This is a genomic window from Janthinobacterium sp. SUN137 (genome assembly GCF_030587265.1).
In the GTDB taxonomy this organism is placed as follows: Bacteria; Pseudomonadota; Gammaproteobacteria; order Burkholderiales; family Burkholderiaceae_D; genus Janthinobacterium; species Janthinobacterium kumbetense.
In genome coordinates this window covers 275172-300112 of record NZ_JAPWHZ010000003.1, presented here as the reverse complement: position 1 = coordinate 300112, position 24941 = coordinate 275172, and the positions used below count along the sequence as shown (strand labels likewise).

Sequence of the window (24941 nt, the reverse complement as noted above, 5' to 3'; positions counted from 1 at the left end):
AGAGACCCATGAATCCCGATTTCCGCTCCAGGGACATGCTCGAAAAGCATATCCAGCACACGATGAATTTTTATCACCCGCGCGCGATTGATCCCAGCGGCGGCTTTTATCACTACTTCCTCGATGACGGCACGGTGTACGACGCCAGCACGCGTCACCTGGTCAGCAGCACGCGCTTCATCTTCAATTACGCCATGGCGTACCGCCACTTCGGCGATGAAGGTTGCCAGGCGGCCCTGCGCCACGGCGTGGCCTTCCTGCGCGACGTGCACCGCGACCCAGCCACGGGCGGCTATGCCTGGCAACTGTCCTGGAAAGACGGCGTCAAAACGGTGGAAGACGGCGCCAACCACTGCTACGGCCTGGCCTTCGTGCTGCTGGCCTATGCGCACGCCTTGCAAGCTGGCGTGACGGAAGCGCGCGCGTATCTGGACGAGACCTTCGAATTGATGGAACAGCGTTTCTGGCTGCCCGAACACGGCCTGTATGCGGACGTGGCCAGCGCCGACTGGTCCACCCTGGACGGCTACCGGGGCCAGAACGCCAATATGCACGCCTGCGAAGCCATGCTGGCCGCGTTCGAGGCGACGGGCGAAGCGAGATATCTGCACCGCGCCGAAACCCTGGCGCACAACATCACGGTGCGCCAGGCGGGCTTGGCGAACGGCATGATCTGGGAGCACTACAAGCCTGACTGGTCGATCGACTGGGACTATAACCTGCACGACAAGAGCAATATCTTCCGTCCGTGGGGCTACCAGCCCGGCCATTTCACGGAATGGGCCAAGCTGCTGCTGATCATGGAGCGCCACAGCCAGTTCATGGCCGGCCCATCGGACTGGCTGCTGCCGCGCGCGCGCGCCCTGTACGACACTGCGCTGGCCAAGGCCTGGGATGGTGCGCATGGCGGCATCCACTACGGTTTCGGTCCGCAGGACGAGATCTGCGACGGCGACAAATACTTCTGGGTGCAGGCGGAAAGCTTCGCGGCCGCCGCCGTGCTGGCCGTGCGCACGGGCGACGAGGCTTACTGGCATAGCTACGACAAGATCTGGGACTACAGCTGGACGCACTTTGTCGACCACGAACACGGCGCCTGGTACCGCATCCTGACGCCTGAAAATCAAAAAATCAGCAACGAGAAAAGCCCGGCCGGCAAGACCGATTACCACACCATGGGCGCCTGCTATGAAGTGCTGAACGTGATTGGCGGTGCCGCATGAGCGCCGCCGCTTTTCCCGCTTTCCCCGCTTTTGTGTCGGCCGGCGAAGCGCTGACGGACATGCTGCGCACGGGCGCCGACTCCTGGAACAGCCAGGTGGGCGGTTCGACCTGGAACGTGGCGCGCGTGATGGCGCGCCTGGGCGTGCCCAGCGCCTTTGCGGGCGGCGTCAGCCTGGACGTCTTCGGCGATGCGCTGGCCGCTGCCACCGGGGCGGCGGGCCTGGACATGCGCTTCCTGCAGCGCCATGCGAAGTCGCCGCTGCTGGCCATCGTGCATGAACTGCATCCGCCTACCTATTACTTCATCGGCGACGACAGCGCCGACCTGCATTTCGACGCGTCGCTCCTGCCGGCCGGCTGGATGCAGGGGGCGCAGTGGGTGCATTTCGGCGGCATCAGCCTGGCGCGCGAACCGCTGGCGGGCAAGCTGGTGGCGCTGGCGCAGGAACTGAAGGCGGCTGGCGTGAAGATCAGCTACGACCCGAATTTCCGCATCATGATGGATGAGCGCTACGACGCCAACTTGCGCCGCATGACGCAGCTGGCCGACGTGATCAAGGTGTCGGACGAAGACCTGGCGGGCCTGTTCCGCCATGACGACATCGATGGCGCGTTTGCCACCCTGCGCAGCTGGAATCCGCAAGCCACGTATTTGTATACGCGCGGCGCGCAAGGCGCGGCGCTGTACCGGGGCGAGCAGACATGGCAGGCGGCGCCGCCCGTCATCGAGGTGGTCGATTCGGTGGGGGCGGGCGACGCCAGCATCGGCGGCTTGCTGTACAGCCTGATGTACCGGCCCGAGGCCGATGGCGGCCAGCATTTGCGCTTTGCCGTCGCGGCGGGCGCGGGCGCCTGCCTGGCGGCCGGTGGCGCTCCCCCTTCGGTGGAACTGGTGGAGTCGCTGGTGCAGCGCACGGTGGTGCGCTAAGGGGCGCTCGACGGGTTGGTGGGGGCAGTCACTTTGCGACCGGAATGTGCCCTACTGGAGCACATTCCCCCGTCGACGCCCGCGCGATCAAGGTGAACGCCATCAAATGATGCGTGGCGGGCGCCGTTTCTCCGGCGCGGCGCTGGCGGATTTCGTCGATGACGAGATTGACGGCGGCGCGCGCCATGTCGGCGATGGGCTGGTGGATGGTGCTCAGCTCGGGCCAGACCGTGGTGGCGACGGGCGTGTCGTCGAAGCCGCACACGCTCAATTCCGTCGGTACCTGCAAGCCCATGCCGTGCGCCACGGCCAGGGTGGCGGCGGCCATGTCGTCGTTGCTGGCGAAGATGGCGCTGGGATGCGGTGCTTGCGCCAGCAGTTGGCGCGCCGCGTCGAGACCCGAACGATACGTAAAGTAACCTTGCGCCACCCTGTGCGGCGCTACCCGCAAACCCGCTTCCCGCATGGCGTCCTCGAAAGCCTGGCGGCGCAGCAGGGCCGGCGTGTGCGCCGGATCGCCCTCGATGAAGCCGATGTCGCGGTGGCCCAGCGCGAGCAGGTGGCGCGTCATGGCCAGCGCGCCCTCGTAATCGTCGATGCGCACGGCCGAAACGCCGGGCGAGGGGCGCGCCGTGGCCACGGCGATGGCGGGGATGCCCATCCGGTTCAACTGCGCCAGCACTTCCGGCGAATCGCAGAGGGGCGGCGGCACGAGGATGCCGTCCACGCCGGCCGCCACCAGGCAATCAATGCCGGCGCGCTGGCTGTCCAGGTCTTCGCAGCGTTCCAGCAGCAGCTGGCCGCCGCCCTGGCGGCATTGATCCATGGCGCCAACTAAAAATTCACTGAGGAAGGCCGCGCTCGGGTTGCTGTACAACAGGCCGATGCGCAGGGTGCCCGTGCGGGCCGCCCTGGCCGCGAGGTTGGGCTGGTAGTGCAGGCTGGCGATCGCCGCCTCGACCTTGTCGCGCGTGGCCGCGCTGACGCTGGCGCGCCCGTTGATCACGCGCGACACCGTCATGGCCGACACGCCGGCCACGCGCGCCACGTCGTGCACGGTGGCGCCGCTGGCGGCGTCGGAGGAGGTGGGGGCGGCGTGCGCCGCCTTATTCGAGGTGGCCACCGAATTTCAGCTTGCCGCTGATGCGCATGCCGTGCAATTGACCCTCTTCCAGTTCGGCGGCGCTGGTGCGCTGCGCCGTGTCGCGCCGCGCCAGTCCGACGGACAAAATATCGAGCATCATCAGCTGCAGCAGGCGCACGATCATGGGCACGAAATTGAGGTTGCCTTCCGGGTGGTTCAAGGTCAGCAGCACGTCGGCCAGCTTGGCCAGCGGCGAACCGCTGGCCGTGATCGCCAGCACGCGCGCGCCGCAGCCCTGCGCCACCTTGACGGTGCGCAGCAGGTCGGGCAGGGCGCCGGAACGGGAAATGACCAGCGCCACGTCGCCTGGTTTCAGCATGGCGGCGCTCATTTCCTGCGCCTGCGGGTCGGCAAAGAAGCTGCTGACGATGCCCAGGTTGAGCAATTTGTGCTGCATGTCGTCGGCCACCACGCGGGCGCTGCCCACGGCCAGCAATTCCACGCGCTGCGCGCCGCGCAGCAGTTCGATGGCGGCCGTCAGCGCTTTGACGTCGAGCATGTCGCGCAGGGCCAGCGCGGCCGAGGCGTTATTGCCCAGCACCTTGCGCGCCAGTTCGGCGTCGGAATCCGAGATCTCCACGTGGCAGTGGGCCACCGTGATGGCGCCGCCCGTCAGGCCGGACGCCAGCTTCAATTTGAAGTCGGCCAGGCCCTGCACGCCGATCGAGCGGCAAAAGCGCATCACGGTCGGCTGGCTCACGCCGACGCGCTGGGCGATTTCGGCGATCGGCAGGGTCAGCATGGCGTTCGGCTCCTTCAAGACCCAGTCGGCCACCTTGCATTCCGAGGGGCTCATCCTGCCGCGCGCCTGGCGCACGGATTCGAGCACGGGCGCGCCGGAATGGGCGCGCTTGAGCTTTTGCGCGAGGATGGCGGCGATGCCGAGGAAAGTCGGCAGTTCGGCCGTGATCAGAAAGGTGGGAATTTGCGCCAGGTACTCGTTCAGGCGGCCTTTTTGCTCGAAGCGGGCGCGGAACTGCGACTGTTCGAACAGGGGCCCCAGGCGCGGCACGATGCCCCCGCCTATATAGATGCCGCCCAGCGCACCCAGGGTCATGGCCACGTTGCCGGCGATGGAGCCGAGGATGGCGCAGAAGCAGTCCACCGCTTCGAGGCACACGTCGCATTCATTGTTCAGAGCGCGGCTGGTGATTTCGGCGGCCAGCAGCGGCAACGCATCGGGCTTGCCGGCGCGCTCGGACAGGGCGCGGTAGATCAGTTCCAGGCCGCGCCCGGAAGCGAGGCGTTCGGCCGAGACGTGCGACAGTTCGCGCCAGGCGAAGGACAGCACGTCCATCTCGCGCTGGTCGCAGGGCGCGAAGCTGACGTGGCCCCCTTCGCTGCCCAGCGCGATCCAGCGGTCTTCGGTGGGGATCATGCCCGACACGCCCAGGCCCGTGCCCGAACCGAGCAGGCCGATGACGCTGTCGGCGCGCGCCATGCCGCCGCCGATCTGCAGGCGCTGGTCGGGCCGCAGATAGGGCAGGGCCATGGCCAGCGCAGTGAAGTCATTCACCACCAGCAGGGTGTCGAGGCCCAGCGTGGCGCGCATGGCCTCGATCGAGAAGAACCAGTGATGGTTCATCATGCGGATATTGTCGTCGTCGATGGGATTGGCGATGGCGATGGCCGCATGGCGCACGCGCGCCGAACCGGCGGCGCGCGCCTCGCTGCTATCCATATAGGCGGTGATGGCGTCGAGCAGCGACGCGTAGTCGTCGCAGGGCAGCACGGCGACCGCTTCCAGGTGGCCCTGGCGCGTTTCGAGCACGAAGCGCGCGTTGGTGCCGCCGATGTCGGCCAGCAAGCGTGGCCCTTCACTGAAACGCTCCGCCGGATCGCTGCCTGCTACTTCCATTTTTTCATCTATTTTCATGGCGGTGCCTAGTCTCGTCTGCGTGCGCTGTCTTGGCGGCGCACTGTCGTTATGGCAAAAACCAAGGATTTTAATTCGTATACGTGCCGCGTGCCGAAAAATGCGGGACGCCTGCATAAATGCTTGTCCGCGGTGCCGGAAACGGGCGGCGCCGGCGGAAAAAACAGGGCAGTCAACGCGCCTGTCGGTACGCAAATAAAGTGTCGCAGAGTAGTCGTAGGATTACAACATAATATGTTGATATTTGTTCGTAGTATAGTTACTATGTCCCTGCTGGAAAGAATTCTGGCCAGTACATTCGGCCACGAATGACTAGATAAAAAATAAATTACTGAGGAGACTTACCATGCTGCATCGCACCATGTTGAAGGCCGTGTTGAAAACACTGCCAGCTGCCATCGTCTTAGCCATCGCCAGCGGTTCCGCTGCCGCCGACCCGATGTACCCATCCGACTCCGAAGGCTTCCACGGCTACCTGCGCGCCGGCGCCGGCAGCAATACGTCGGGCGACGGCGGTTCGCAAGGCTGCTTCGGCCTGGGTGGCAATACCATGAAATACCGTCTGGGCAATGAGTGCGACGCCTACACGGAATTCGGCTACACCAAGTCCATCGCCAAGTCCGGCGGCGTGAACTACCTGGCCACCATCTGGGTCAACGCCTACGCGCCAAACTCGGATTTCGGCGACAACAAGCTGGGCATCGTCAAGGCCTACGTCGAAGCGCAGGGACTCGATTTCCTGAACGGCGGCACGGCCTGGATCGGTAAACGCTTCTACTACCGCCCTGACATCCACATGTTGGACTTGCAATACATCAATATGAACGGCACGGGCGCCGGCCTGGACCGCATTCCTGCTGGTCCTGGTAAATTCTCGTATGCCTTCTTCAAGGACAACGATTTCAACAAGTTCGATGACAGCCTCGGCACGATCAGCGGCAAGCCGGGCGCCTTGCTCGGCACCCGTTCGGCCGTGCGCCAGAACTTCATCTACGGCGAGATTCCCGTCAATGAAAACGGCACGCTGGACCTGGCCGCGACCTACATCATCGGTGAAGGCAAGGACAACGACTTGTACGGCAAGAAACACAATGGCTGGCAGCTGTCGGCCTTCCACCGTCAAGGTAAAGTGTTTGGCGGCGGCAACACCTTCGGCGTGCAGTACGGCGTCGGTCCCGGCACGGGCAAGGGCGCGCAGTTCGGCGCTTCGGGCGACACCAGTTTCGGTTCGGACGTCAAGCGCACGCGTATCTTCAATGACATGGCGATCCAGCCGATGGCCAACTTCGGCATGGAATTCGTCGCCCTGTGGCAAAAAGACGAGTCGAACGCCAACGGTTCGTCGACCTGGACCTCGGTTGGCGTGCGCCCTGTGTACGCATTCACCGACAACTTCAAGCTGGTGGGCGAACTGGGCACGGACCGCGTGACGCAAGCGGGCGGCCTGCCGGCCAAGCGCCTGACCAAGCTGACCATCGCCCCGACGATCTCGGCCGGTCCTGGCCTGTGGTCGCGTCCAGAGCTGCGCGCTTTCGTGACCTACGGCAAATGGAACGATGCGGCCACCGCCTCGGTCAATGCGTCGAACAACGGCGGCCCGATCTATAACAACAACACCAGCGGCACGTCCTATGGTTTCCAGGTAGAAACCTGGTTCTAAACACCGAACCAAACCTGCTGCGCGGCGCGCTTTGCGGCCTGCGATGCTCACCGTGCTCTAGCACGGTTGCGCTTCTTAGCCACAAATCACTGCCGCTCGCGACGGTTTTGTTCAGTGTTGATGTTTGTAATGCAGATCAACCTGGCGCATCCTTCGCGGATGCGTTTTTGGCGCCGTCCCGTGATATAAATGCAATGTAGTCGTTTCATGGATCACGGCGCCGTCTTTTCACTGAAGATGATGCCCGTTTGCAAGCGGGTCTGAGCACAAGAGCGCCGGTACAGGCGCAGATTTCACCTTTTTCGGCCCCCGTATGCCGAAGCCCCCTAAAAGCTTGATCAAAAAAGGAATGTGGAGATGAAACTGAAATTCAAGATTACCCAACTGGCCGCGTTGACCACCCTGGCATTTGCCGGCAGCGCCTTTGCGACCGACGTGGAAGTGTTGCACTACTGGACCTCCGGCGGCGAAGCGAAGTCCGTGGGCCAGTTGCAGCAAATCGTGAAGGAAAGCGGCTTTGGCTGGAAAGACTTCGCCGTGGCCGGTGGCGCTGGCGAAAACGCCGCGACCGCGCTGAAAACCCGCGTCATTTCCGGCAACCCGCCAACGGCCGCCCAGATCAAGGGCCCGTCGATCCAGGAGTGGGGCGCGGAAGGCGTGCTGGCCAATATCGATGATGCCGCCATTCCAGGCAAATGGGATGCCGTGCTGCCGAAAGTCGTCGCCGACATCATGAAATACAAGGGCCACTACGTTGCCGCTCCCGTCAACGTCCACCGCGTCAACTGGATGTGGGTTAACCCGGAAGTGCTGAAAAAAGCCGGCGTGGCCACCACCCCGACCACCTGGGATGCGTTCTTCGACGCGGCCGAGAAAATCAAGAAATCGGGCGGCATCGCGATCGCCCACGGCGGCCAGCCATGGCAGGACGCCACCGTGTTTGAATCCGTCGCGCTGGGCGTGGGCGGTACGGAATTCTACAAGAAGGCCATCCTCAAGCTGGACCAGAAGGAATTGACCGGCCCGACCATGCTCAAGGTGTTCGATACCCTGGGCAAGGTAAAGACCTACATCGACAAGGATGCGGCAGGCCGCGACTGGAACCTGGCCACCGCCATGGTCATCAACAACAAGGCCGGCTTCCAGTTCATGGGCGACTGGGCCAAGGGCGAGTTCACGGCCGCAGGCAAGGTGCCGGGCAAGGACTATCTGTGCGTGGCCGCTCCTGGCACGGACAAGGCCTACACCTTCAACATCGATTCGTTTGCCATGTTCACGCAAAAGGATGCGAATGCGAAGAAAGGGCAGATCGCCCTGGCCAACGCCATCATGAATCCGAAGTTCCAGTCGATCTTCAACCTGAACAAGGGTTCCATCCCCGTGCGTTCCGGCGTATCGAAGGACAAGTTTGACGCTTGCGCCCTGAAATCGATGGAAGACATGGATGCCACCAACAAGAACGGCGGCCTGGTGCCATCGTTCGCCCACGGCATGGCGCTGGCATCGGCCACGCAAGGCGCCGTGACCGACGTCATCGCCAAGTTCATGAACACGAACATGAGCTCGAAAGACGCGGTTGCTGCATTGGCCAAAGCGGCAAAAGTGAAGTAATCACGACGGCGCCGGCACTCCCGCCGGCGCCCTCTGCATCGCATGCATCGCAGGCGTCCGCCCTGGCATTCGTCCAGGCCGGCGCCACACGCAGTTCTACTTCTACGGCTGTCCTATGTCCATACGCAAGCAATTCGACCGATGGATACCGCAGATGGTGCTGGGCCCCACGCTCATCGCCAGCTTGGTATTCGTCTATGGTTTTATCTTTTTGACCGGTTGGCTGTCGCTGACCGAATCGCGGCTGATGCCGAACTACGAGTTCGCCGGCCTGGTGCAATACGTCGAGCTGTTCGACAACGAGCGCTGGTGGACCTCGCTCAAGAACCTCGGCATCTTCGGTGTCCTGTTCATCGGTTGCAGCATCGCCATCGGCCTGTTCCTGGCCATCCTGCTGGACCAGAAAATCCGCGCCGAAGGCGCGCTGCGCGCCATCTACCTGTATCCGATGGCGCTGTCCTTCATCGTCACCGGCACGGCGTGGAAATGGATGCTCAATCCCAGCCTGGGCCTGGAAAAGGTCATGCACGACTGGGGCTGGACCTCGTTTACCTTCGACTGGCTGGTCAATTCCGACATGGCCATCTACACGGTGGTGATCGCCGGCGTGTGGCAATCGTCGGGCTTCGTCATGGCGCTGTTCCTGGCGGGCCTGCGCGGCATCGATGATGAAATCATCAAGGCGGCGCAAGTCGATGGCGCATCCCTGCCGACGATCTACTGGCGCATCGTGATTCCCGCCATGCGTCCCGTGTTCTTCAGCGTGCTGCTGATCCTCGCGCATATCGCCATCAAGAGCTTCGACCTGGTCATCGCACTGACGGCTGGCGGACCTGGCAATTCGTCGTCCGTGCCGGCCATCTTCATGTACCAGTTTTCCTTCACCCGCGGCCAGCTGGGCCTGGGCTCGGCATCGGCAATGATGATGCTGGCCACCATCGTGGCCGTGCTCGTGCCGCTGATGTACCTGGAAACGCGCAGCGCAAAGGCGATGAGATGACACCTACACGCAATAATCGCCTCACCCTCGGACGGGTGGTTGTATATCTGCTGCTGATCCTGTTTGCGGTGTACTACATCGTGCCCCTGTACGTGACCCTGTCGACGTCGTTCAAGTCGCTCGACGAGATCCGCAGCGGCAACCTGCTGGCACTGCCGCACGTGTGGCAGTTCGACTCCTGGTCCAAGGCCTGGTCCTCGGCCTGCACGGGCGTCACCTGCGACGGCATGCAGCCGTTCTTCTGGAACTCGATCAAGATGGTGATTCCCGCCGTGCTGATCTCGACCTTCCTGGGCGCCTTCAACGGCTACGTGTTCGCGCACTGGCGCTTCCGCGGTTCGGAAATCCTGTTTGCCGCCTTGCTGGTGGGCTGCTTCATTCCGTTCCAGGTGGTGATCCTGCCGATGGCGCGTTTGCTGGGCGAATTCGGCCTGGCCAATACGACTACCGGCCTGGTCTTCGTCCACGTGGTGTATGGCACGGCGTTCACGACCCTGTTCTTCCGTAACTACTACATCGGCGTGCCGGAAGAATTGATCAAGGCGGCCCGCATCGACGGCGCCGGCTTCTTCTTGATCTTCCGCAAGATCGTGCTGCCGATTTCGGGTCCGATTTTCGTCGTCTGCATCATCTGGCAATTCACGCAGATCTGGAACGACTTCCTGTTCGGCATCGTCTTCGCCAGCGGCGATTCGCAGCCGATCACGGTGGGCTTGAACAACCTGGTCAACACGTCCACGGGCGTGAAGGAATACAACGTCAACATGGCGGCCGCGGTGATTGCCGCGCTGCCGACCCTGCTGGTCTATCTGGTCGCAGGCCGTTATTTTGTGCGCGGTCTGACCGCAGGCGCAGTCAAAGGTTAAGGAAAGAATATGTCCAGTTTATCGATACGCAGCATCCGCAAGGTGTACACGAATGGCGTCGAAGTCCTCAAGGGCATCGACATCGAGATCAAGGATGGCCAGTTCCTGATCCTCGTCGGCGGCTCCGGCTCCGGCAAGTCGACCTTGCTCAATATGGTGGCCGGCCTGGAAAGCGTCACTTCCGGTGAAATCCTCATCGACGGCAAGGTGGTCAACGACCTGCCGCCGAAGGACCGCGACATCGCCATGGTGTTCCAGTCGTATGCACTGTACCCGTCGATGACGGTGCGCGAAAACATCGCGTTCGGCTTGAACGTGAAAAAAGTGCCGAAGGCGGAGCAGGAAGAAATCGTCGCCCGCGTCGCCGAAACCCTGCAGATCACGCATTTGCTGGACCGCCGCCCGGCGCAGCTGTCCGGTGGCCAGCGCCAACGGGTCGCCATGGGCCGCGCCATTTCGCGCAAGCCGTCGCTGTTCCTGTTCGACGAACCGCTGTCGAACCTGGACGCCAAGCTGCGCGTGGAAATGCGCGCCGAGATCAAGCTGCTGCACCAGCGCCTGAAGGCCACCATCGTCTACGTCACGCATGACCAGATCGAGGCGATGACCATGGGCGATTTGATCGCCGTCATGAAGGATGGGGTGGTGCAGCAACTGGGCACGCCGCAGGAAATCTACGACAATCCGGCGAATTTGTTCGTGGCCGGCTTCATCGGCTCGCCATCGATGAACTTCATCACTGTCAAGCCTGTCATCGAAGGTAACGAGGTGTTTGTCGCCATCGAGAACGCAGGCAAGAGCATGCGCTTGGCCTTGCCGTTCGCCACCGACAAGCTGCGCAGCTATGCGGGCCGCGACGTGATCCTGGGCGTGCGCCCGGAGCAGATCACGGACATGAGCAGCGCGCACGGCGACGTGGGCCAGGAACTGGGTTGCCTGATCGACCTGGTCGAGCCGACCGGCCCGGATACCCTGCTGACGACGCGCCTGAACGGCGCCGCCGTGACTTGCCGCACGCATCCGCGCGAAGCCGTGCTGCCAGGACAGACCATGCAGCTGTCGTTCAACCTGTCGAAAGCGGCCCTGTTCGATCCGGAGAATGGTGAACGCATCGCGTAAGCGACGTTGCCCATAAAAACGGCCCGCCTGTCAGCTGACAGGCGGGCCGTTGTCGTTTGCGCCGCGCTTACTTGGCCAGCGATTTTTTATACGCGATGGAGTAGCTCAGCTTGCCCGTCGGCGTGACCAGGTCGTCCAGCGCGGCCTGGCTGAAGACGCCCGTCCAGCCCAGGGTTTGCGCCGTCACGCCGCGGCTGACGATATCGTTCGCCTTCAGGCCCGCCATCGCCGTCGATGCGCTCTTGATGGTGGCCATGTAGCTGGCAACGTCGCGCGTGTCCGTCTTGGCCAGGTCGATGCCGGGTTGCGTGCGCAGCCAGTCGGCCCAGTAGAATTCGAGGAATTCCGTGGCCGTCGACGGCACCACGTAGCCGGCGTCGCGCGTAAAGTAGACGAGCGAGCGGTACGGGTCGTTACCCAGCGACTTCAAACCGATGGACGCGGGCAGCTGGCTGGTGGCGATGGCCTTGTTGCCGCCATCCTTCAGCCAGACCTTGTTGACCTTCTTCATCTGCGCCCAGAAATCGTATTCACTGAGCTTGCTGAAATTGTCCGTCACCTTGACCCACACTTTCAACTGCAGGTTCTGGCCATTGTCGGCATCCCGGAAGGCGCTGAACGTGTGGTGGCCGTCCGTCAGGTACAGGGTGCCGTTCGGGCCGATGACGACCGTCTTCATGTCGCCCGGCTTGGTGCCCACGGCGGACTTGCACTGGAACGTGGCCGGTGGATTGCTCAGGGTGGCGCCGGCCACGTTGGCCGTCTTGCTCACCACGTCGTCCTGGCCGTTGGCTTCGCACAGTTCGGCGAATTTCTTCGGCTTGTTGGTCTTGGCCATGACCAGGTCTTCCGCGCCGTAGCGGCCCAGCTTGTAGTAGATCTGGTCGTAGCCGACGGCTGGCTGCGTGGGATGCAGTTCGTCGAGCGACACTTGCAGGAAGACGGGCGCCGCATCGGTGCCGGCAACCGTGGCGGCCAGTACTTGCTGGCGCGCGCTGAGCACGGGCGGCGTTTCCAGCACGCTCTTGCCGGTGGCGAGCGGCGCGCCGCCATCGATGATCTGCGCGACGATGCTGCCGCTGGCATTGACGATGTCGATATCCGTGCCGCTCTGTTTCACCTGCAGGTTGTCGAGCAGGACGTCGGCCGGGTCCTTGCTGTTCGGCGTCAGGGCGCCATTGACGAAATCATAGTTGGCCGCCATGCCCAGGGTTTGCAGGGGCGCCGCCAGGGCCGTGCCCAGCTGCGTCTGCGCCGTTTGCAGTCTGGCCGCATCGATGGCGGCCAGGCTGGCGGGGGACGCGCTTGAGGGGATGCTGCCCAGCAGCTGCATGGCGATGACGGAGGTGAGCGGCGTCAGGTTGACGGCGCTTTCCTTCAGCGACAGCGCGTACAGGGTGGTGCCGCCTGCCGGCGTGACGGAGACGAGGAAGGGAGCCTTCGCCGCGGCAGCCAGGGTGATGGCCACTTTGCCTGTCGCGTCCGTGGTGCCGCTGCCGACGACATTCTTGCCGGCGTCGAGCACGGAGACGGAAGCATTCGCCACGGCCTTGCCGGTCGCCGCTACCACGTTCAGGATGCGTGCCGGGGTGACGGGGTTCACCGGGGCGACGGGCGCCGTGGTGTCGCGATAGTCTGTGCCGCCACAGGCGGCCAGGCTGGCGCCCAGTGCGAGGGCGATGGCAATCGATAAGGTACTGCGGCGGATGCTGTGCTTGTACATGGTGTCCCGTGATGTCGGCCTGAAAAGTGCCGACATGCTAGCGGGCGCAGATGTCAGGATGATGACACGCCTGGATGTTACTGACGCAGCAGCGACTTGCGGTAGTCGATGGCGTAGCCCAGCTTGCCCTTGTCTTCGGTCAGCTCGTCGAATGCTGCGTGGTCGATTTCGCGCAGCGCGCCAAGGTCCGCCGCGCGCTTGCCGCCACTGACGAGCTCCGCCGGTTGCAACGCCGCCATCGCCTGCGCCGCCAGCAGGATGATGCTGGCATACGCGACGGGATCAAGCAGGTCGACACGCGCCAGATCCAGCGCCGGTTTGCGGCGCAGCCAGTCGGCCCAGTAGAATTCGAGAAATTCCGTAGCCTGGTCGGGCGGCTTGTAGCCGATCCCGCGCGTGAAGTACACGAGCGAGCGGTAGGGATCGTCGCCCAGGGATGCGAGGCCGATGGCGGACGGCAACTGCTGCGGCGTGATGGCCTGGTTCCGGCCGTTTTTCAGCCATACCTTGTTTTCCGCGCGCATGCGGACCCAGAAGGCCGCTTCGCCCAGCGCGCTGAAATTGTCGCTGACCTTGACCCACACCTTGAGTTGGTGGTTGCGCCCGCCATCGGCATCCCAGAAAGTGGAAAACGTGTGGTGGCCATCGGTGAGGTATACCGTGCCGCGCGGGCCGATGACGACAGTCTTCATGTCGTCGGGACGGCTGCCCACGGCCGCCTTGCAGCGGTAGCCGGGCGGTGGCGTGGCCAAGGTGGCGCCGGCGACATTGGCCGTGCCGGGCAAGACGTCGCCCTGGCCATTTGCTTCGCACAGGTCGGCGAATTTCTTTGGCTTGGCGATGTCGGCGATATGTTTTTCTTCGGCCGCATAGCGTCCCAGCTTGTAGTACACCTGGTCGTAGCCGATGGCCGGCTGGGTCGGATGCAGTTCATCGAGGCGCACCTGCAGGATGCGCGGATGGGCGGCGCTGCCCGCGACGGTCGCCATCAGCGCCTGCTGGCGCGCACTGAGGGCGGGCGCGACGGCAGCATCGCGGGCCAGTGCCGGCGGCAGGAAGGCTGCAAGGCAGGCCAGGGCCAGCAGCAGGGCGGGGATGCGGGAGAGAATCCGGTTCATTGCCTGTGTCTCCAATCGATACAGTATGGATGACGTCAGGCGCCGTGCCTTGATGCCGCGCAGGAGTGGCTCACATCGCTGCGCGCCGTCAGCGGCCCAGCATGCGCAGGCAGGCGTCGGCCACGTCGGCGGCGAAGGCGCTGCTGTCCTGTAACTGCGCGGCGATGGCGTCGTCCGTCACGCCATGCACGGCCGAGTAAATCATCAGGGCCGCCAGGCGCGGCTGCGGCAAAGGCCAGGTGCCGGCCGCCGCGCCGCCCGCCAGGATGGCGCCCAACTGGGCCAGGATGGCATTCTTGTCGGGATTGTCCGCAGAATCGATGCCGATGCTGCGCCTGTGGCTCGTGTAGACGACGTCGTGCAATTGCCAGGTGCGCAGGTAAGTGGCCACATTCGCCTGCACCCACGCGCGCAGCCGGCCTTCCCAGTCGCCGGGCATGCACAGGTCGACGGCCGTTTCCAGGCTGGCCAGGAAGTGCTGCGTATAGCGTCCGGCCAGCGCCGCCAGCATCTCGTGCTTGGACGGAAAATAGTGATAGAACGTGCCTTTCGCCACGCCGGCCAGGCTGGTGATGTCGCTGACGGTGGTCGCGTCCACGCCCTTGTCGAGAAACAGGCGCTCGGCGGCGGCCATCAATTCATCGAGGCGCACTTCGGCAGGCTTGGTGCGCGGGCGAACGGGGGCCGGCGCGGCTGCGGCATCGGGCAGGGCGGGGTTGGCGTGTCGTGTCGTGGTCATGCGCCCAGTATAAGTGAAGCGCGGGCGACGCCCAAGCACCCGCCATGCAAGACTGTATCTTTTAATTGACTGACGGTCAGTCGATGGTTATGATGAAGGCGAACTCATGAATTGGAGACACGCCATGCAGCGCTATCGCCGCGCGGCCCTGGTGGCCGCCGCCTACCTGGGCACCTTTCTCGCCTCGCTCGATATCAGCATCGTCAACGTGGCTTTGCCCACCTTGCAAACGGCGCTGGCGACGGATATGGCGGGTTTGCAGTGGGTGGTCAACGCGTATGCGCTGTGCCTGTCGGCCTGCATGCTGTCGGCCGGACCGCTGGGCGACCGGCATGGGCACAAGCGCATCTGGCTGCTGGGCGTGGCGTTATTTACAGTGGGCTCGCTGCTGTGTGCGCTGGCCGCCAGCCTGCCGCTATTGCTGATGGGCCGTGCCGTGCAGGGCGTCGCGGGCGCCTTGCTGATTCCGGGCGCCATGCCGATACTGAGCCACGCGTTTCCCGACCCGCGCGAGCGGGCGCACGTGATCGGCGGCTGGTCGGCCTTCAGCGCGCTGGCGCTGATCCTGGGACCGCTGCTGGGCGGCATGCTGCTGGAGGCCACGGGCTGGCAAAGCATCTTCCTGATCAACCTGCCGCTGGGCGTGCTGGCCGTGCTGCTGGGCGCCTGGGGCATGACGGAACGCCATTACCGGGAACAGGCGGCGCTGGACCGGACGGGGCAGGTGCTCAGCATCGTCTGGCTCGGTGCGCTCACCTACGGCTTGATCGCGCTGGGCGAGGTGAACGGACCGGGCGGCATGGCTGCCTGGCCATCGCTGGGCGTGGCGCTGCTGGCTTTCGTCGCCTTCCTGGCCGTCGAAGCGCGCGCGCCACGTCCTCTGTTGCCGTTGCGGCTGTTTTGCGACCGGACCTTTGCGTTGATCAACCTGGCGTCGCTGGTACTGGGATTTGCCTGCTACAGCAGCCTGTTCTTTTTCTCGCTGTACCTGCAGCAAATCCAGGGCTGGCCGGCGGGCGCCAGCGGCTGGCGCATGTTGCCGCAGTTCGTGGCCATGGGCGTCGTTTCCCTGTGTTTCGGCCGCCTCAGCCGCCACTTGTCGCTGCGGCGAATGATGCTGGGCGGCTATGTGCTGGCGGGCCTGGTGCTGCTGGCGACGGCGACCTTGGCGCCGCGGACGCCCTACGCCATCGTCGGCAGCCTGTTCGGCCTGCTGGGCCTGGCGATGGGCCTGGCCGTGCCGGCCACCGGTTTGCTGGTGATGGCATCCGTGCGCGGCGAGCAAGCCGGCATGGCTTCGGCCATCATGAATGCCTTGCGCCAGGCGGGCATGACCCTGGGCGTGGCCGTGCTGGGCAGCGTGATGAGTTTGCGTGCCGCCGCCCTGCTGGAGCGGGCGGGGCAGGTTGCCGCCCTGGCCGCCGGTTTTCAGCTGGCCATGCTGCTGGCGGGGCTGGCGTGCCTGGCCGTGGCCTTGCCGCTGTACTGGCTGCCGCCGAAGTAAGGCTTATGCCTGCAAATGGCTGGGCACGCGCGGCGACGACATCAGGTCGCGGAACGCGGCCCAGTGCTCGGCGCGCGTCGCACCCTGGCGTTCGACATAGGCTTTCGCCATGTCCTGGCCCAGGTTGTAATTAATCACATAGGCACCCATGGCGTCGTAGAACTGCAGGCGCTGCGCGGATTTTTCGGCCGGGTACAGGCGCACGTTGACCAGCCATTCCAGCGCTTCTTCGCGGGTCAGGCTGCCTTCGAGGTACTGGCGCGCGATGTCGTTGTCGGCGTAGCCGAGTTTGGCCAGCAACTGGTTCAGCTGTGCGTAGCGGGGCGCCAGCGCAGGATCGAGGCCGGCCAGCGGGTACAGCACCTGCTGTTCGAATGCCAGCCGTTCTGCATCGGTAAAACTCAGTTCGATGCCGTAATTGGCCGTGCCTTCGGCGATCAACGATTGCGGCGAGTACAGCGGATAGATGCAGTATTCCATCCAGCCCTTGCCGCGCACCAGGTCGCGCTCGAGCAGCACGTTGTAGACGTGGTGACCGGGATACGCTTCGTGGCAGCCGAGATCGACCGCGCGGTCGATATACACGGGCAAGTCGGTATTGATCTGGATCACGCTCTGGTAGTTGCCCTTGTACCAGTTGTAGCCGCTCCACGGCTTGTCGGTGACGAATTCCAGCACGAAATCCTCGCCTTCGGGCAGGGCAATGTACTGCAAGGTGCGTTCGCGGCCCGCGCGGATGGCCGCATCCATGACGGCGCGCAGCTTGTCGGCGGGAATGACGAGTTGCGCGCGCAAGGCGTTGACCCGGTCGCTGACCGTGCCGTCGCCAGGCAGCAGGGCGTCGATCTGCGCCACCAGTTCTGCGTAATATGCGCGGCTGTGGTGGGGCGAGACGGCGTCGTACAGGCGCGCGCTTTCCGTGTCGAAATCCAGACGTGTCCCTTGCAGCATGTCCGCCTTGGCCAGCACGGCTTGCAACTGCTTGCGCAGGTTGAGGGCGCGCAGGCAAGAGGCGTCGGACAGCAGGGCCAGCGCCGCGTTTGCGCCATCCTTGATATCGCTCAAACTCTGCGGCTGTTTGACCGCTGCGGCCTGCCACGCGGGCGGGCCGTAATAGGCGTCGACATACGAGGCATCGTGCTGGCCCATGGCCAGGACCAGCTTGACGTAGCGTTCGGCCACGTCGGCGAGGGAAGGGGAGTTGCTGTCGTTGTTGCTCATGGAGGCAGGGTTCTTCACGGTTGGACAGCGCCTATTGTATAGCGCAATCAGCCAGACGTGAGGCACGGTCGGGCGACATCATTTCCCTATAACAATGAGAGAAATGCATCTTGATGTAGCTCAGTGAACCTGGCATTCGTGGCCTGTGTGAGCGGGTTTGGTAGCAAGATGGGTGGTCTTCTTTTTTTATGTGCAGGCGTGATTTTCTCCTTGATCTTTCTTCGTTTATGGACGAATATGATGTACGAGATCCGGCACTACCTGACGTCATCGGGCAGGGATTTATATACGGAATGGCTGAAGCGCCAGCGCGACAATACGGCCAGGGTGGCCATCGTGCGCCGCGTGTTGCGTATGATTCCTGGCAATTTTGGCGACCACAAGTTTTGCCACGACGGCGTGTGGGAGTTGCGCATCGATGTGGGGCCCGGCTACCGCGTGTCTTACGCCATCGCCGACGGGCAGATCATTTTATTGCTGTGTGGAGGCGACAAGCGCACGCAACCGAAAGATATCGAGTACGCCTGTGCCTGCTGGCACGACTGGAAGGAGAGGGGACATGAGAGAGAACATGAACGAGGACATCCGCAAACAACCAAGAGACCGCTCGCATGACGAAGCGATGGCTGAGCTGTACCGCGACGATCCCGCCTTCGCCCTGGAATTGATCAACAATCTCCTCGTCGACGGCGACCATGGCGAACTGCTGGCCGTGCTGCGCCAGCTGACGCGCGCCTTTGGCGGCGTGCCCGCCGTGGCGCAGGCGGCCAAGCTCAACCCTACCCAGCTATACCGCACCCTGTCGCCTGAGGGCAATCCCTCGCTGAGCACCTTGACGGCCATTCTCGACGCCATGGGCTTGCGGCTGGCCGTGGAACCCAAGCAACCGTTTCCTGCACCGGCTGCCTGAGTCCACTGGCAGCTTAAAACTCGACGGGCCGCGCTTCGCGCATCGCTTGCGTCATGGCCAGGCCGATGCGCGTCGCTTCCGTCGCGTCGTGCAAGGTCAAGGACAAGGTGCGCCGGCCCAGCGCCGCATCCGTAAACTCCTGCGCCTCGATCAAAAAGGCGTCGGCGAAGCGGGCATAGAAGTCCGGCGTGCATTCATTGCGCACGCCATGCGCATCCGAAATTTCCACCCTGTTCAGGCGCGGATTGCTGCCCACGGCCAGGCGGCCGCCCGTGCCGAACACTTCCGTCAGGGTTTCATGGCCATGCGCCATGGTGCGCGACGCCATGAAGCTGGCCATGCTGCCATCGGAAAACTCGACCGTTGCCAGGCCATTGTCGACGTCGCCGAACGCTTGCAAGCCCGTGTGGATGGCGTTGGTGCCGCTGGCATACACGCGTTTGGGCACGGGATTGCCCAGCAGCCAGCGCGCCAGGTCGATATCGTGCACGCTGCAATCGAGGAAGATGCCGCCGCTGGTGGGGGCGAAGCGCATGAAGGCGCCGCTGGGGTCGTTCTGGTCGCAGGTTTGCGAACGCACCAGATACGGCTTGCCGATCAGCCCTTGCGCGATCTTTTGCTGCGCGTCATGGTAGCTGGCGTCGAAGCGGCGCACGAAGCCGATCATGATGGTCAGCTGCGGGTGGCGCGCCGCTTCCGCTTCCACTTTCAGGCAGTCGGCCAGGTCCAGCGACAGCGGTTTTTCGCAAAACACGTGCTTGCCGGCGCGCAGGGCGGCGATGATCTGGTCCGCGTGCAGCGAGGTGGGCGTGACGAGGAAGACGGCGTCCAGGCCCGGGTGGGCCAGCAGGGCGTCGTAATCCGCATAAGCATTGGTGATGCCGAGCGTGCTGGCGGCCCAGTCCAGTTCGGCTTGCACAGGACTGCAGGCGGCCACGACCTCGGCATTCGGCACGCGTTGCGCCAGGTTGATGGCGTGGCGCTGGCCCAGCCGGCCCAGGCCGACGATGCCGACTTTTAATGTTGGGGATGACATGGTGTCTCCAGATATTTTTATTATTGGTTTATAAAGTGACCACGCGCTGTTCGCGCCACGACAAGGTAGCCGCCTCGGCCAGTTCCAGTGCCTTTAGACCATCGTGGACGGTGGTACGCAGCGGCGTGCCGTGGGTGAGGGCGTCAAAGAAGTGCGCCATTTCCTGCGCGTAGGCCACGCGATAACGTTCCAGGAAAAAATCTTCCGGCCTGTCCACGCTGACGTTCACGGAACCATAGGCCGTCACTTCCGTCGGCTTGTGGTTGCCTGCCTGCAGCATGCCGGCGCTGCCCAGCACTTCGAAGCGCTGGTCGTAGCCGTAGGCGGCGCGGCGAGAGGCATTGATCTGGCACAAACGTCCTTTCGCCGTGCGGATGGTGACGACGGCCGTGTCCAGGTCGCCAGCCTCGCCGATGGCGGGGTCGACGAGGCAGCTGCCCGTGGCGTGCACGCTGACGGCTTCATCGTCGAGTATCCAGCGGAAAATGTCGAAATCGTGGATCAGCATATCCTTGAAAATACCGCCCGAGACCTTGATGTAGCTCACGGGCGGCGGGCCGGGATCGCGGCTGGTGACCACCAGCAATTCCGGCGTGCCGATCTCGCCCGCTTCGATGCGTGTCTTGACGGCATTGAAAGTGGGGTCGTAACGGCGCTGGAAACCCAGCATGCATAGTACCTTCGCTTCCTTGACGGCGGCGGCGCAGGCGCGCGCCCGGGCTATCGTCAGGTCGACGGGTTTTTCGCAAAAGATGGCCTTGCCGGCGGCGGCCGAGCGCAGGATCAGGTCCGCGTGCGTATCCGTGCTGGAAGCGATGACGACGGCCTTGATGGCCGGGTCGGCCAGCGCCGTTTCGACAGTTGCGCTGCTGCCGCCGTGCAAGCCGGCAAGGGCGGCGGCCGCTTCCTGGTTGACGTCGACCACGTACTTGAACTGCACGCCGGGTTGGGCAGCCAGGTTGGCCGCGTGGATTTTGCCGATGCGTCCGGCGCCGAACAACGCTACTTCAATCATCATGTTCTCCTGGGGTGTGGATTTCTTCGATGTCGAGCTCTAATTTGTATGCCAGCGCGATGAACAGCGCCTGGCATAGGCAGATGGTGCTGGTCAGCGAGCGGAAGGCGAAGGCGCTGCCCTCGGTGACGGTGAGCAGCGCGTCGGCGGCCCGCGCGAGCGGGGCCAGCTTGCTGTCGGTAATCACCAGGACCTTGGCACCCTTGTCTTGCGCCGCCTTGATGCACTGCTGGGTTTCCTTGCCGTAAGGCGAGAAACTGATGGCGATCGCCACATCGCGTTCGCGTACGCTGCGCATCTGTTCGCGGTGCATGCCGCCCAGTCCGCTAATCAGGTGCACGCGCTTGTCCGTGTGTTCCAGCGCATAGGCGATGTAGGAGGCGATCGGAAAGGACCGGCGCACGCCGATCACATAGATGTTTTCTGCTTTCAACAGCAGGTTGACGGCCGCTTCCAGCTGCGCGTCGTCGAGGCCGGCCGCCAGGTCGTCGAGGCCGGCGCGGCTGGCGCCGACGAATTCGCGCGTCAGGTCGCCTGCGCTGAGGGCGGCGTCGCGCGTGGAAATGAGCTTGCGGATGCGCTGCTGGTAGTCGGGCGTGGCGCCGGCCTGGTCCGTGTACGCCTGGCGGAACACGTCCTGCATTTCCGAAAAGCCCGTATAGCCGAAGCGCTGCGCGAAGCGCACGATGGCGGACGGCTGCACGTCGCAGGCGGCCGCGATGTCGCTGATGCGTTCGAGCATCAGGCTGGCGCGGTGTTTTTCAATGTATTGCGCGATGACTTTCAGCTGGCGCGACAGGTTGTCGTACTCGGCGGCAATGTGCTGCATCAGCTGTTCGATGGGGGCGGTGGCTGCCATGGTGTTTTCCTCGGTTGCTTGCTGGGCCGCGCAACAGGATTGCGACGGCTGGTTCTGGCGAGAATTATAGGAGTGAATCCAAAAAATAGAAATGATTTTCTATTTATATTTATTTTGAAAATTTTATTGCATTTGTCTTTTTTGTGGCCTAAGCTGTGCGCAGTGCATCGGGTCTTGCCGGTCTTCCGGCTCCCCGCTGACACGCGACAAAAGCTGGCAACTATAAAAATTAATCCTTCAAGGAGACATTCATGCAAAGCAATAAGCGTAAGGGATTTCTGAAGCACCTGGCCGTGCTGGGCCTTGGCCTGGGACTGGGTCTGGGCATGAGCGCCAGCCACGCGGCAGGCGAGAAATTCGTGCTGATCAGCCATGCGCCCGATTCCGATTCCTGGTGGAATACGATTAAAAATTCCGTCAAGCAAGCAGGCGAAGACTTCAATGTCACCGTCGATTACCGCAATCCACCGAACGGCGACCTGGCCGACATGGCGCGCCTGGTCGAGCAATCGGCTGCCCGCAACTACGACGGCGTGATCGTCAGCATCGCCGACTTCAGCGTGCTGCAAAAACCGCTGGGCCTTGTTGCTGCCAAGAAGATTCCGTTTGTCACGATCAATTCGGGCACCCTGACGCAAAGCGAGCAGCTGGGCGCCGTGATGCACGTGGGCCAGCCTGAATACGAGGCAGGCAAGGGCGCCGGCGAAAAAGCCAAGGCGGCCGGCATCAAGTCCTTCGTTTGCGTCAACCACTACGCGACGAATCCGTCGTCATTCGAGCGCTGCCGCGGCTTTGCCGAAGCCATCGGCGTCGATTTCAAGGCTGCCACCCTGGATGCGGGCGAAGATCCGACCACCATCGAAAGCAAGTTGAGCGCCTACCTGCGCAACAACCCGAAAACCCAGGCCGTGCTGGCGCTGGGCCCCACCTCGGCCCACGCTTCGCTGAAGGCCCTGGAAAAAATGGGTTTGAAGGGCAAGATGTGGTTCGCCACGTTCGACCTGTCCGATGAAATCTCGAAGGGCATCAAGGATGGCAGCATCCAGTTCGCCATCGACCAGCAACCTTACCTGCAAGGCTATATTCCCGTTGCCGTGCTGGCCATCATGAAGCAGGACAAGACCACGGACCTGGCCAAGGTACGCGAAAAGCTGATCAATAACGCCAAGTTCAAGGCGCGCCTGGCCGAGTACGGCCTGGCACCATCGTATGGCCCGCGCCATATCGGTTCCGGTCCTGGTTATGTCACCAAGGACAATATCGGCAAGGTAGAGAAATACGCCGGCCAGTTCCGTTAAGCACCCGCTTTTCAGTTCAATCAAGACCTTAGTCGTTGTCCCCGCGCGCAGGCCATGCTTGCCGGCGCGCGGGTCCTGCCGCCCTGGAATTGCTGTCGAGGCTGGTAGGTTGCTATAAAACAAGGGAGACATAGCATGAGTACCGTGAAATTAAGCGTGGAGCAGGGTGGCATGGCCGCCTCGGGCACGCCGCCGCAAAAGCAGGGCGTTGATGAGCGCGTGGGGCAGGTCAGCTGGCTCAAGCGGCTGTTCAGCCGCCCGGAATTCGCCTCGATCTCGGGCGCCATCCTGGTGTTCGCCTTCTTTATCCTGACGGCCGGCGACTCCGGCATGTTCAACCTCGACGGCGTGATCAACTGGGCGCAAGTGGCCGCCTACCTGGGCATCATCGCCATCGGCGCCTGCGTATTGATGATCGCCGGTGAATTCGACCTGTCGATCGGCTCCATGATCGGCTTTGCCGGCATGATGATCGCCATCCCTTCCGTCTACTTCCACTGGCCCGTGTGGGCCGCCATCCTGTTCGCCTTTGCCGGTTCGATGGCGCTGGGCTGGCTCAACGGCTACCTGGTCATCAAGACGCGCTTGCCTTCGTTTATCGTCACCCTGGCCTTCCTGTTCATCCTGCGCGGCCTGACCCTGGCCCTGTCCATCATGTTTGCCAACCGCACCATCGTCAGCGGCATCGGCGCGCTGGCCGCCGACGACTGGCTGGCCATGACCCTGTTCCATGGCGAAGTGGGCACGTCGCTGTTCGCCTGGATGGCCAAGGCGGGCTGGATCACGGCCCTCGACAATGGCGCGCCGCTGGTCAAGGGCATCCCCAAGGTCATCGTCTGGTGGGCGGGCCTGGCGCTGGTGTCCGGCTTCGTCCTGGCCCGTACCCGCATCGGCAACTGGATCTTCGCCGTCGGCGGCGACGCCAACGCGGCCAAGAACGTGGGCGTGCCCGTGAAAACCATCAAGGTATCGCTGTTTGTCTTCACGGCGTTCTGCGCTTGCCTGTTTGCCACGCTGCAAGTATTTGACGTGGGTTCGGCCGCCGCCGACCGCGGCATGCAAAAGGAATTCGAAGCCATCATCGCGGCCGTCATCGGCGGCGCCTTGCTGACGGGCGGCTACGGTTCCGTCGTCGGCGCCTGCTTCGGCGCGCTGATCTTCGGCGTGGTGCAGATCGGCATTACTTATACCAATATCAATTCGGACTGGTTCCGTGTCTTCCTCGGCGTCATGCTGCTGATCGCGGTACTGTTCAACAACTTTGTCCGTGCCCGTGTCACGGAAGCGAGATAAGCCATGAGCGAATACATCCTTGCGCTGGAAAACATCAGCAAACGTTTCGGCTCCGTCATCGCCCTGCAAAACGTCACCCTGCGCCTGAAACCGGGCGAAGTGCACTGCTTGCTCGGTGATAACGGCGCCGGCAAGTCGACCCTGATCAAGACCTTGGCCGGCGTGCATCGGCCCACCAGCGGCGAGTATCTGGTTGACGGCAAGCCCGTCAGCTTCAATTCGCCGAAGGAAGCGCTCGACCTGGGCGTGGCCACCGTCTACCAGGACCTGGCGTTGGTGCCATTGCTGTCCGTGGCGCGCAATTTCTTCATGGGCCGCGAACCGATCCGGAAAATGTTTGGCGTGCTGCCCGTGATGGATATGGAATACGCAGCCACCACGGCGCGCGACAAGCTGGCCGAAATGGGCATCATGGTGCGCGACCCGCACCAGGCCGTGGGTACCATGTCGGGCGGCGAACGCCAGTGCCTGGCCATTGCCCGCGCCATCCACTTCGGCGCGCGCGTGCTGATCCTCGACGAGCCGACGGCGGCCTTGGGCGTGAAACAGTCGTTCAATGTGTTGAAATTGATCTACAAGGCGCGCGAACGGGGCTTGTCCGTGATCTTTATTACCCACAATGTGCACCATGCCTACCCCGTGGGCGACTCGTTCACCCTCTTGAACCGGGGTAAATCGCTGGGCACTTACACCAAGGAAACTGTTTCCAAGGATGAAGTACTCGACATGATGGCGGGCGGTGCGGAAATGCAAACGCTGATGAGTGAACTCGACGGTGTCACGATTTAAGGATAACC

The 24941-nt window shown here is 63.2% G+C and carries 22 protein-coding genes; 13 read left to right on the top strand and 9 right to left on the bottom strand.

The window, feature by feature from the left end; all coding sequences use genetic code 11:
* The first annotated feature begins 8 nt into the window (after positions 1 to 8).
* Together O3298_RS16275 and O3298_RS16270 are read left to right on the top strand one after the other, a co-directional pair.
* Positions 9 to 1223 carry an AGE family epimerase/isomerase gene (locus O3298_RS16275; RefSeq protein ID WP_305059995.1) on the top strand — a complete coding sequence of 405 codons (1215 nt, stop codon included), beginning with the start codon at positions 9 to 11 and terminating at the stop codon, positions 1221 to 1223.
* Positions 1220 to 2152, top strand: coding sequence for a carbohydrate kinase (locus O3298_RS16270; protein WP_305059994.1), 933 nt, complete (start codon positions 1220 to 1222; stop codon positions 2150 to 2152). The genes O3298_RS16275 and O3298_RS16270 overlap by 4 nt, the downstream gene beginning before the upstream one ends.
* A gap of 28 nt (positions 2153 to 2180) precedes the next feature.
* Here the strand turns inward: O3298_RS16270 and O3298_RS16265 are convergent, their stop codons facing one another.
* Entirely contained in the window at positions 2181 to 3275 is a 1095-nt protein-coding gene (locus O3298_RS16265; protein WP_305059993.1) for a LacI family DNA-binding transcriptional regulator, read from the bottom strand.
* On the bottom strand, positions 3259 to 5172 hold the full coding sequence (locus tag O3298_RS16260; RefSeq protein WP_305059992.1) for a glucokinase: 1914 nt from the start codon (positions 5170 to 5172) through the stop codon (positions 3259 to 3261). Before O3298_RS16260 ends, O3298_RS16265 begins: the two co-directional genes overlap by 17 nt.
* Positions 5173 to 5518: 346 nt before the next feature.
* Here O3298_RS16260 and O3298_RS16255 point away from each other — a divergent pair, with 346 nt between their 5' ends.
* The 5 genes from O3298_RS16255 (at position 5519) to O3298_RS16235 (ending at position 11428) form a co-directional block, all read left to right on the top strand.
* A complete protein-coding gene (locus tag O3298_RS16255) occupies positions 5519 to 6832 on the top strand; it encodes a carbohydrate porin (RefSeq protein WP_099664440.1) in 1314 nt (437 codons plus the stop codon).
* A gap of 357 nt (positions 6833 to 7189) precedes the next feature.
* Positions 7190 to 8443, top strand: a complete 1254-nt coding sequence (locus tag O3298_RS16250; protein WP_099664439.1) for an ABC transporter substrate-binding protein — start codon at positions 7190 to 7192, stop codon at positions 8441 to 8443.
* 115 nt (positions 8444 to 8558) lie between these two features.
* Positions 8559 to 9443, top strand: a complete 885-nt coding sequence (locus O3298_RS16245; RefSeq protein WP_010397323.1) for a carbohydrate ABC transporter permease — start codon at positions 8559 to 8561, stop codon at positions 9441 to 9443.
* On the top strand, positions 9440 to 10309 hold the full coding sequence (locus O3298_RS16240; RefSeq protein WP_034777933.1) for a carbohydrate ABC transporter permease: 870 nt from the start codon (positions 9440 to 9442) through the stop codon (positions 10307 to 10309). Before O3298_RS16245 ends, O3298_RS16240 begins: the two co-directional genes overlap by 4 nt.
* A gap of 9 nt (positions 10310 to 10318) precedes the next feature.
* Positions 10319 to 11428: an ABC transporter ATP-binding protein gene (locus O3298_RS16235; RefSeq protein ID WP_099380230.1), complete on the top strand. Its 1110-nt coding sequence runs from the start codon at positions 10319 to 10321 to the stop codon at positions 11426 to 11428.
* A 67-nt stretch (positions 11429 to 11495) separates the two neighbouring features.
* Here the strand turns inward: O3298_RS16235 and O3298_RS16230 are convergent, their stop codons facing one another.
* The 3 genes from O3298_RS16230 to O3298_RS16220 all read right to left on the bottom strand — a co-directional run bounded on the left by O3298_RS16230 (position 11496) and on the right by O3298_RS16220 (position 14903).
* On the bottom strand, positions 11496 to 13151 hold the full coding sequence (locus O3298_RS16230; protein WP_305059991.1) for a ParB-like protein: 1656 nt from the start codon (positions 13149 to 13151) through the stop codon (positions 11496 to 11498).
* Positions 13152 to 13228: 77 nt separating this feature from the next.
* Positions 13229 to 14269 (bottom strand): ParB/Srx family N-terminal domain-containing protein, encoded by a 1041-nt coding sequence (locus O3298_RS16225; protein ID WP_305059990.1) that lies wholly within the window; start codon positions 14267 to 14269, stop codon positions 13229 to 13231.
* A gap of 88 nt (positions 14270 to 14357) precedes the next feature.
* Positions 14358 to 14903 carry a TetR/AcrR family transcriptional regulator gene (locus O3298_RS16220; protein ID WP_305060389.1) on the bottom strand — a complete coding sequence of 182 codons (546 nt, stop codon included), beginning with the start codon at positions 14901 to 14903 and terminating at the stop codon, positions 14358 to 14360.
* Positions 14904 to 15132: 229 nt separating this feature from the next.
* Between O3298_RS16220 and O3298_RS16215 the strand changes: the two genes are divergently transcribed.
* Positions 15133 to 16512, top strand: coding sequence for an MFS transporter (locus O3298_RS16215; protein WP_305060388.1), 1380 nt, complete (start codon positions 15133 to 15135; stop codon positions 16510 to 16512).
* Positions 16513 to 16515: 3 nt separating this feature from the next.
* Here O3298_RS16215 and O3298_RS16210 read toward each other — a convergent pair whose 3' ends face one another.
* The gene (locus tag O3298_RS16210) at positions 16516 to 17733 is read right to left on the bottom strand and encodes a hypothetical protein (protein WP_305059989.1); all 1218 of its coding nucleotides are present in this window, start codon (positions 17731 to 17733) and stop codon (positions 16516 to 16518) included.
* 240 nt (positions 17734 to 17973) lie between these two features.
* Between O3298_RS16210 and O3298_RS16205 the strand changes: the two genes are divergently transcribed.
* Positions 17974 to 18348: a type II toxin-antitoxin system RelE/ParE family toxin gene (locus tag O3298_RS16205; protein ID WP_305060387.1), complete on the top strand. Its 375-nt coding sequence runs from the start codon at positions 17974 to 17976 to the stop codon at positions 18346 to 18348.
* Complete coding sequence (locus tag O3298_RS16200; protein WP_305059988.1) at positions 18305 to 18643, top strand: DNA-binding protein; 339 nt, start codon at positions 18305 to 18307, stop codon at positions 18641 to 18643. Before O3298_RS16205 ends, O3298_RS16200 begins: the two co-directional genes overlap by 44 nt.
* 13 nt (positions 18644 to 18656) lie before the next feature.
* On the opposite strand, the gene O3298_RS16195 is transcribed toward O3298_RS16200, so the two are convergent.
* The 3 genes from O3298_RS16195 to O3298_RS16185 are packed head-to-tail and all read right to left on the bottom strand — an operon-like array spanning position 18657 to position 21553.
* Positions 18657 to 19679, bottom strand: a complete 1023-nt coding sequence (locus tag O3298_RS16195) for a Gfo/Idh/MocA family oxidoreductase (protein WP_289915662.1) — start codon at positions 19677 to 19679, stop codon at positions 18657 to 18659.
* 28 nt (positions 19680 to 19707) lie between these two features.
* Entirely contained in the window at positions 19708 to 20694 is a 987-nt protein-coding gene (iolG, locus tag O3298_RS16190; protein WP_305060386.1) for an inositol 2-dehydrogenase, read from the bottom strand.
* The gene (locus O3298_RS16185) at positions 20687 to 21553 is read right to left on the bottom strand and encodes a MurR/RpiR family transcriptional regulator (protein ID WP_034757651.1); all 867 of its coding nucleotides are present in this window, start codon (positions 21551 to 21553) and stop codon (positions 20687 to 20689) included. Before O3298_RS16185 ends, iolG begins: the two co-directional genes overlap by 8 nt.
* Positions 21554 to 21804: 251 nt before the next feature.
* Here O3298_RS16185 and O3298_RS16180 point away from each other — a divergent pair, with 251 nt between their 5' ends.
* The 3 genes from O3298_RS16180 (at position 21805) to O3298_RS16170 (ending at position 24933) form a co-directional block, all read left to right on the top strand.
* Positions 21805 to 22851, top strand: coding sequence for a sugar ABC transporter substrate-binding protein (locus O3298_RS16180; protein ID WP_251351991.1), 1047 nt, complete (start codon positions 21805 to 21807; stop codon positions 22849 to 22851).
* A gap of 171 nt (positions 22852 to 23022) precedes the next feature.
* On the top strand, positions 23023 to 24144 hold the full coding sequence (locus tag O3298_RS16175) for an ABC transporter permease (RefSeq protein ID WP_289912220.1): 1122 nt from the start codon (positions 23023 to 23025) through the stop codon (positions 24142 to 24144).
* Positions 24145 to 24147: 3 nt separating this feature from the next.
* A complete protein-coding gene (locus O3298_RS16170) occupies positions 24148 to 24933 on the top strand; it encodes an ATP-binding cassette domain-containing protein (RefSeq protein ID WP_251351989.1) in 786 nt (261 codons plus the stop codon).
* Positions 24934 to 24941 lie beyond the last annotated feature (8 nt).

Coding starts and splice junctions, on each gene's coding strand:
- O3298_RS16275 (WP_305059995.1), top strand. CDS start 9: ATGAATCCCGATTTCCGCTCCAGGGACATGCTCGAAAAGCATATCCAG.
- O3298_RS16270 (WP_305059994.1), top strand. CDS start 1,220: ATGAGCGCCGCCGCTTTTCCCGCTTTCCCCGCTTTTGTGTCGGCCGGC.
- O3298_RS16260 (WP_305059992.1), bottom strand. CDS start 5,172: ATGAAAATAGATGAAAAAATGGAAGTAGCAGGCAGCGATCCGGCGGAG.
- O3298_RS16255 (WP_099664440.1), top strand. CDS start 5,519: ATGCTGCATCGCACCATGTTGAAGGCCGTGTTGAAAACACTGCCAGCT.
- O3298_RS16250 (WP_099664439.1), top strand. CDS start 7,190: ATGAAACTGAAATTCAAGATTACCCAACTGGCCGCGTTGACCACCCTG.
- O3298_RS16245 (WP_010397323.1), top strand. CDS start 8,559: ATGTCCATACGCAAGCAATTCGACCGATGGATACCGCAGATGGTGCTG.
- O3298_RS16240 (WP_034777933.1), top strand. CDS start 9,440: ATGACACCTACACGCAATAATCGCCTCACCCTCGGACGGGTGGTTGTA.
- O3298_RS16235 (WP_099380230.1), top strand. CDS start 10,319: ATGTCCAGTTTATCGATACGCAGCATCCGCAAGGTGTACACGAATGGC.
- O3298_RS16230 (WP_305059991.1), bottom strand. CDS start 13,151: ATGTACAAGCACAGCATCCGCCGCAGTACCTTATCGATTGCCATCGCC.
- O3298_RS16225 (WP_305059990.1), bottom strand. CDS start 14,269: ATGAACCGGATTCTCTCCCGCATCCCCGCCCTGCTGCTGGCCCTGGCC.
- O3298_RS16220 (WP_305060389.1), bottom strand. CDS start 14,903: ATGGCCGCCGCCGAGCGCCTGTTTCTCGACAAGGGCGTGGACGCGACC.
- O3298_RS16215 (WP_305060388.1), top strand. CDS start 15,133: ATGCAGCGCTATCGCCGCGCGGCCCTGGTGGCCGCCGCCTACCTGGGC.
- O3298_RS16210 (WP_305059989.1), bottom strand. CDS start 17,733: ATGAGCAACAACGACAGCAACTCCCCTTCCCTCGCCGACGTGGCCGAA.
- O3298_RS16205 (WP_305060387.1), top strand. CDS start 17,974: ATGTACGAGATCCGGCACTACCTGACGTCATCGGGCAGGGATTTATAT.
- O3298_RS16200 (WP_305059988.1), top strand. CDS start 18,305: ATGAACGAGGACATCCGCAAACAACCAAGAGACCGCTCGCATGACGAA.
- O3298_RS16195 (WP_289915662.1), bottom strand. CDS start 19,679: ATGTCATCCCCAACATTAAAAGTCGGCATCGTCGGCCTGGGCCGGCTG.
- iolG (WP_305060386.1), bottom strand. CDS start 20,694: ATGATTGAAGTAGCGTTGTTCGGCGCCGGACGCATCGGCAAAATCCAC.
- O3298_RS16185 (WP_034757651.1), bottom strand. CDS start 21,553: ATGGCAGCCACCGCCCCCATCGAACAGCTGATGCAGCACATTGCCGCC.
- O3298_RS16180 (WP_251351991.1), top strand. CDS start 21,805: ATGCAAAGCAATAAGCGTAAGGGATTTCTGAAGCACCTGGCCGTGCTG.
- O3298_RS16175 (WP_289912220.1), top strand. CDS start 23,023: ATGGCCGCCTCGGGCACGCCGCCGCAAAAGCAGGGCGTTGATGAGCGC.
- O3298_RS16170 (WP_251351989.1), top strand. CDS start 24,148: ATGAGCGAATACATCCTTGCGCTGGAAAACATCAGCAAACGTTTCGGC.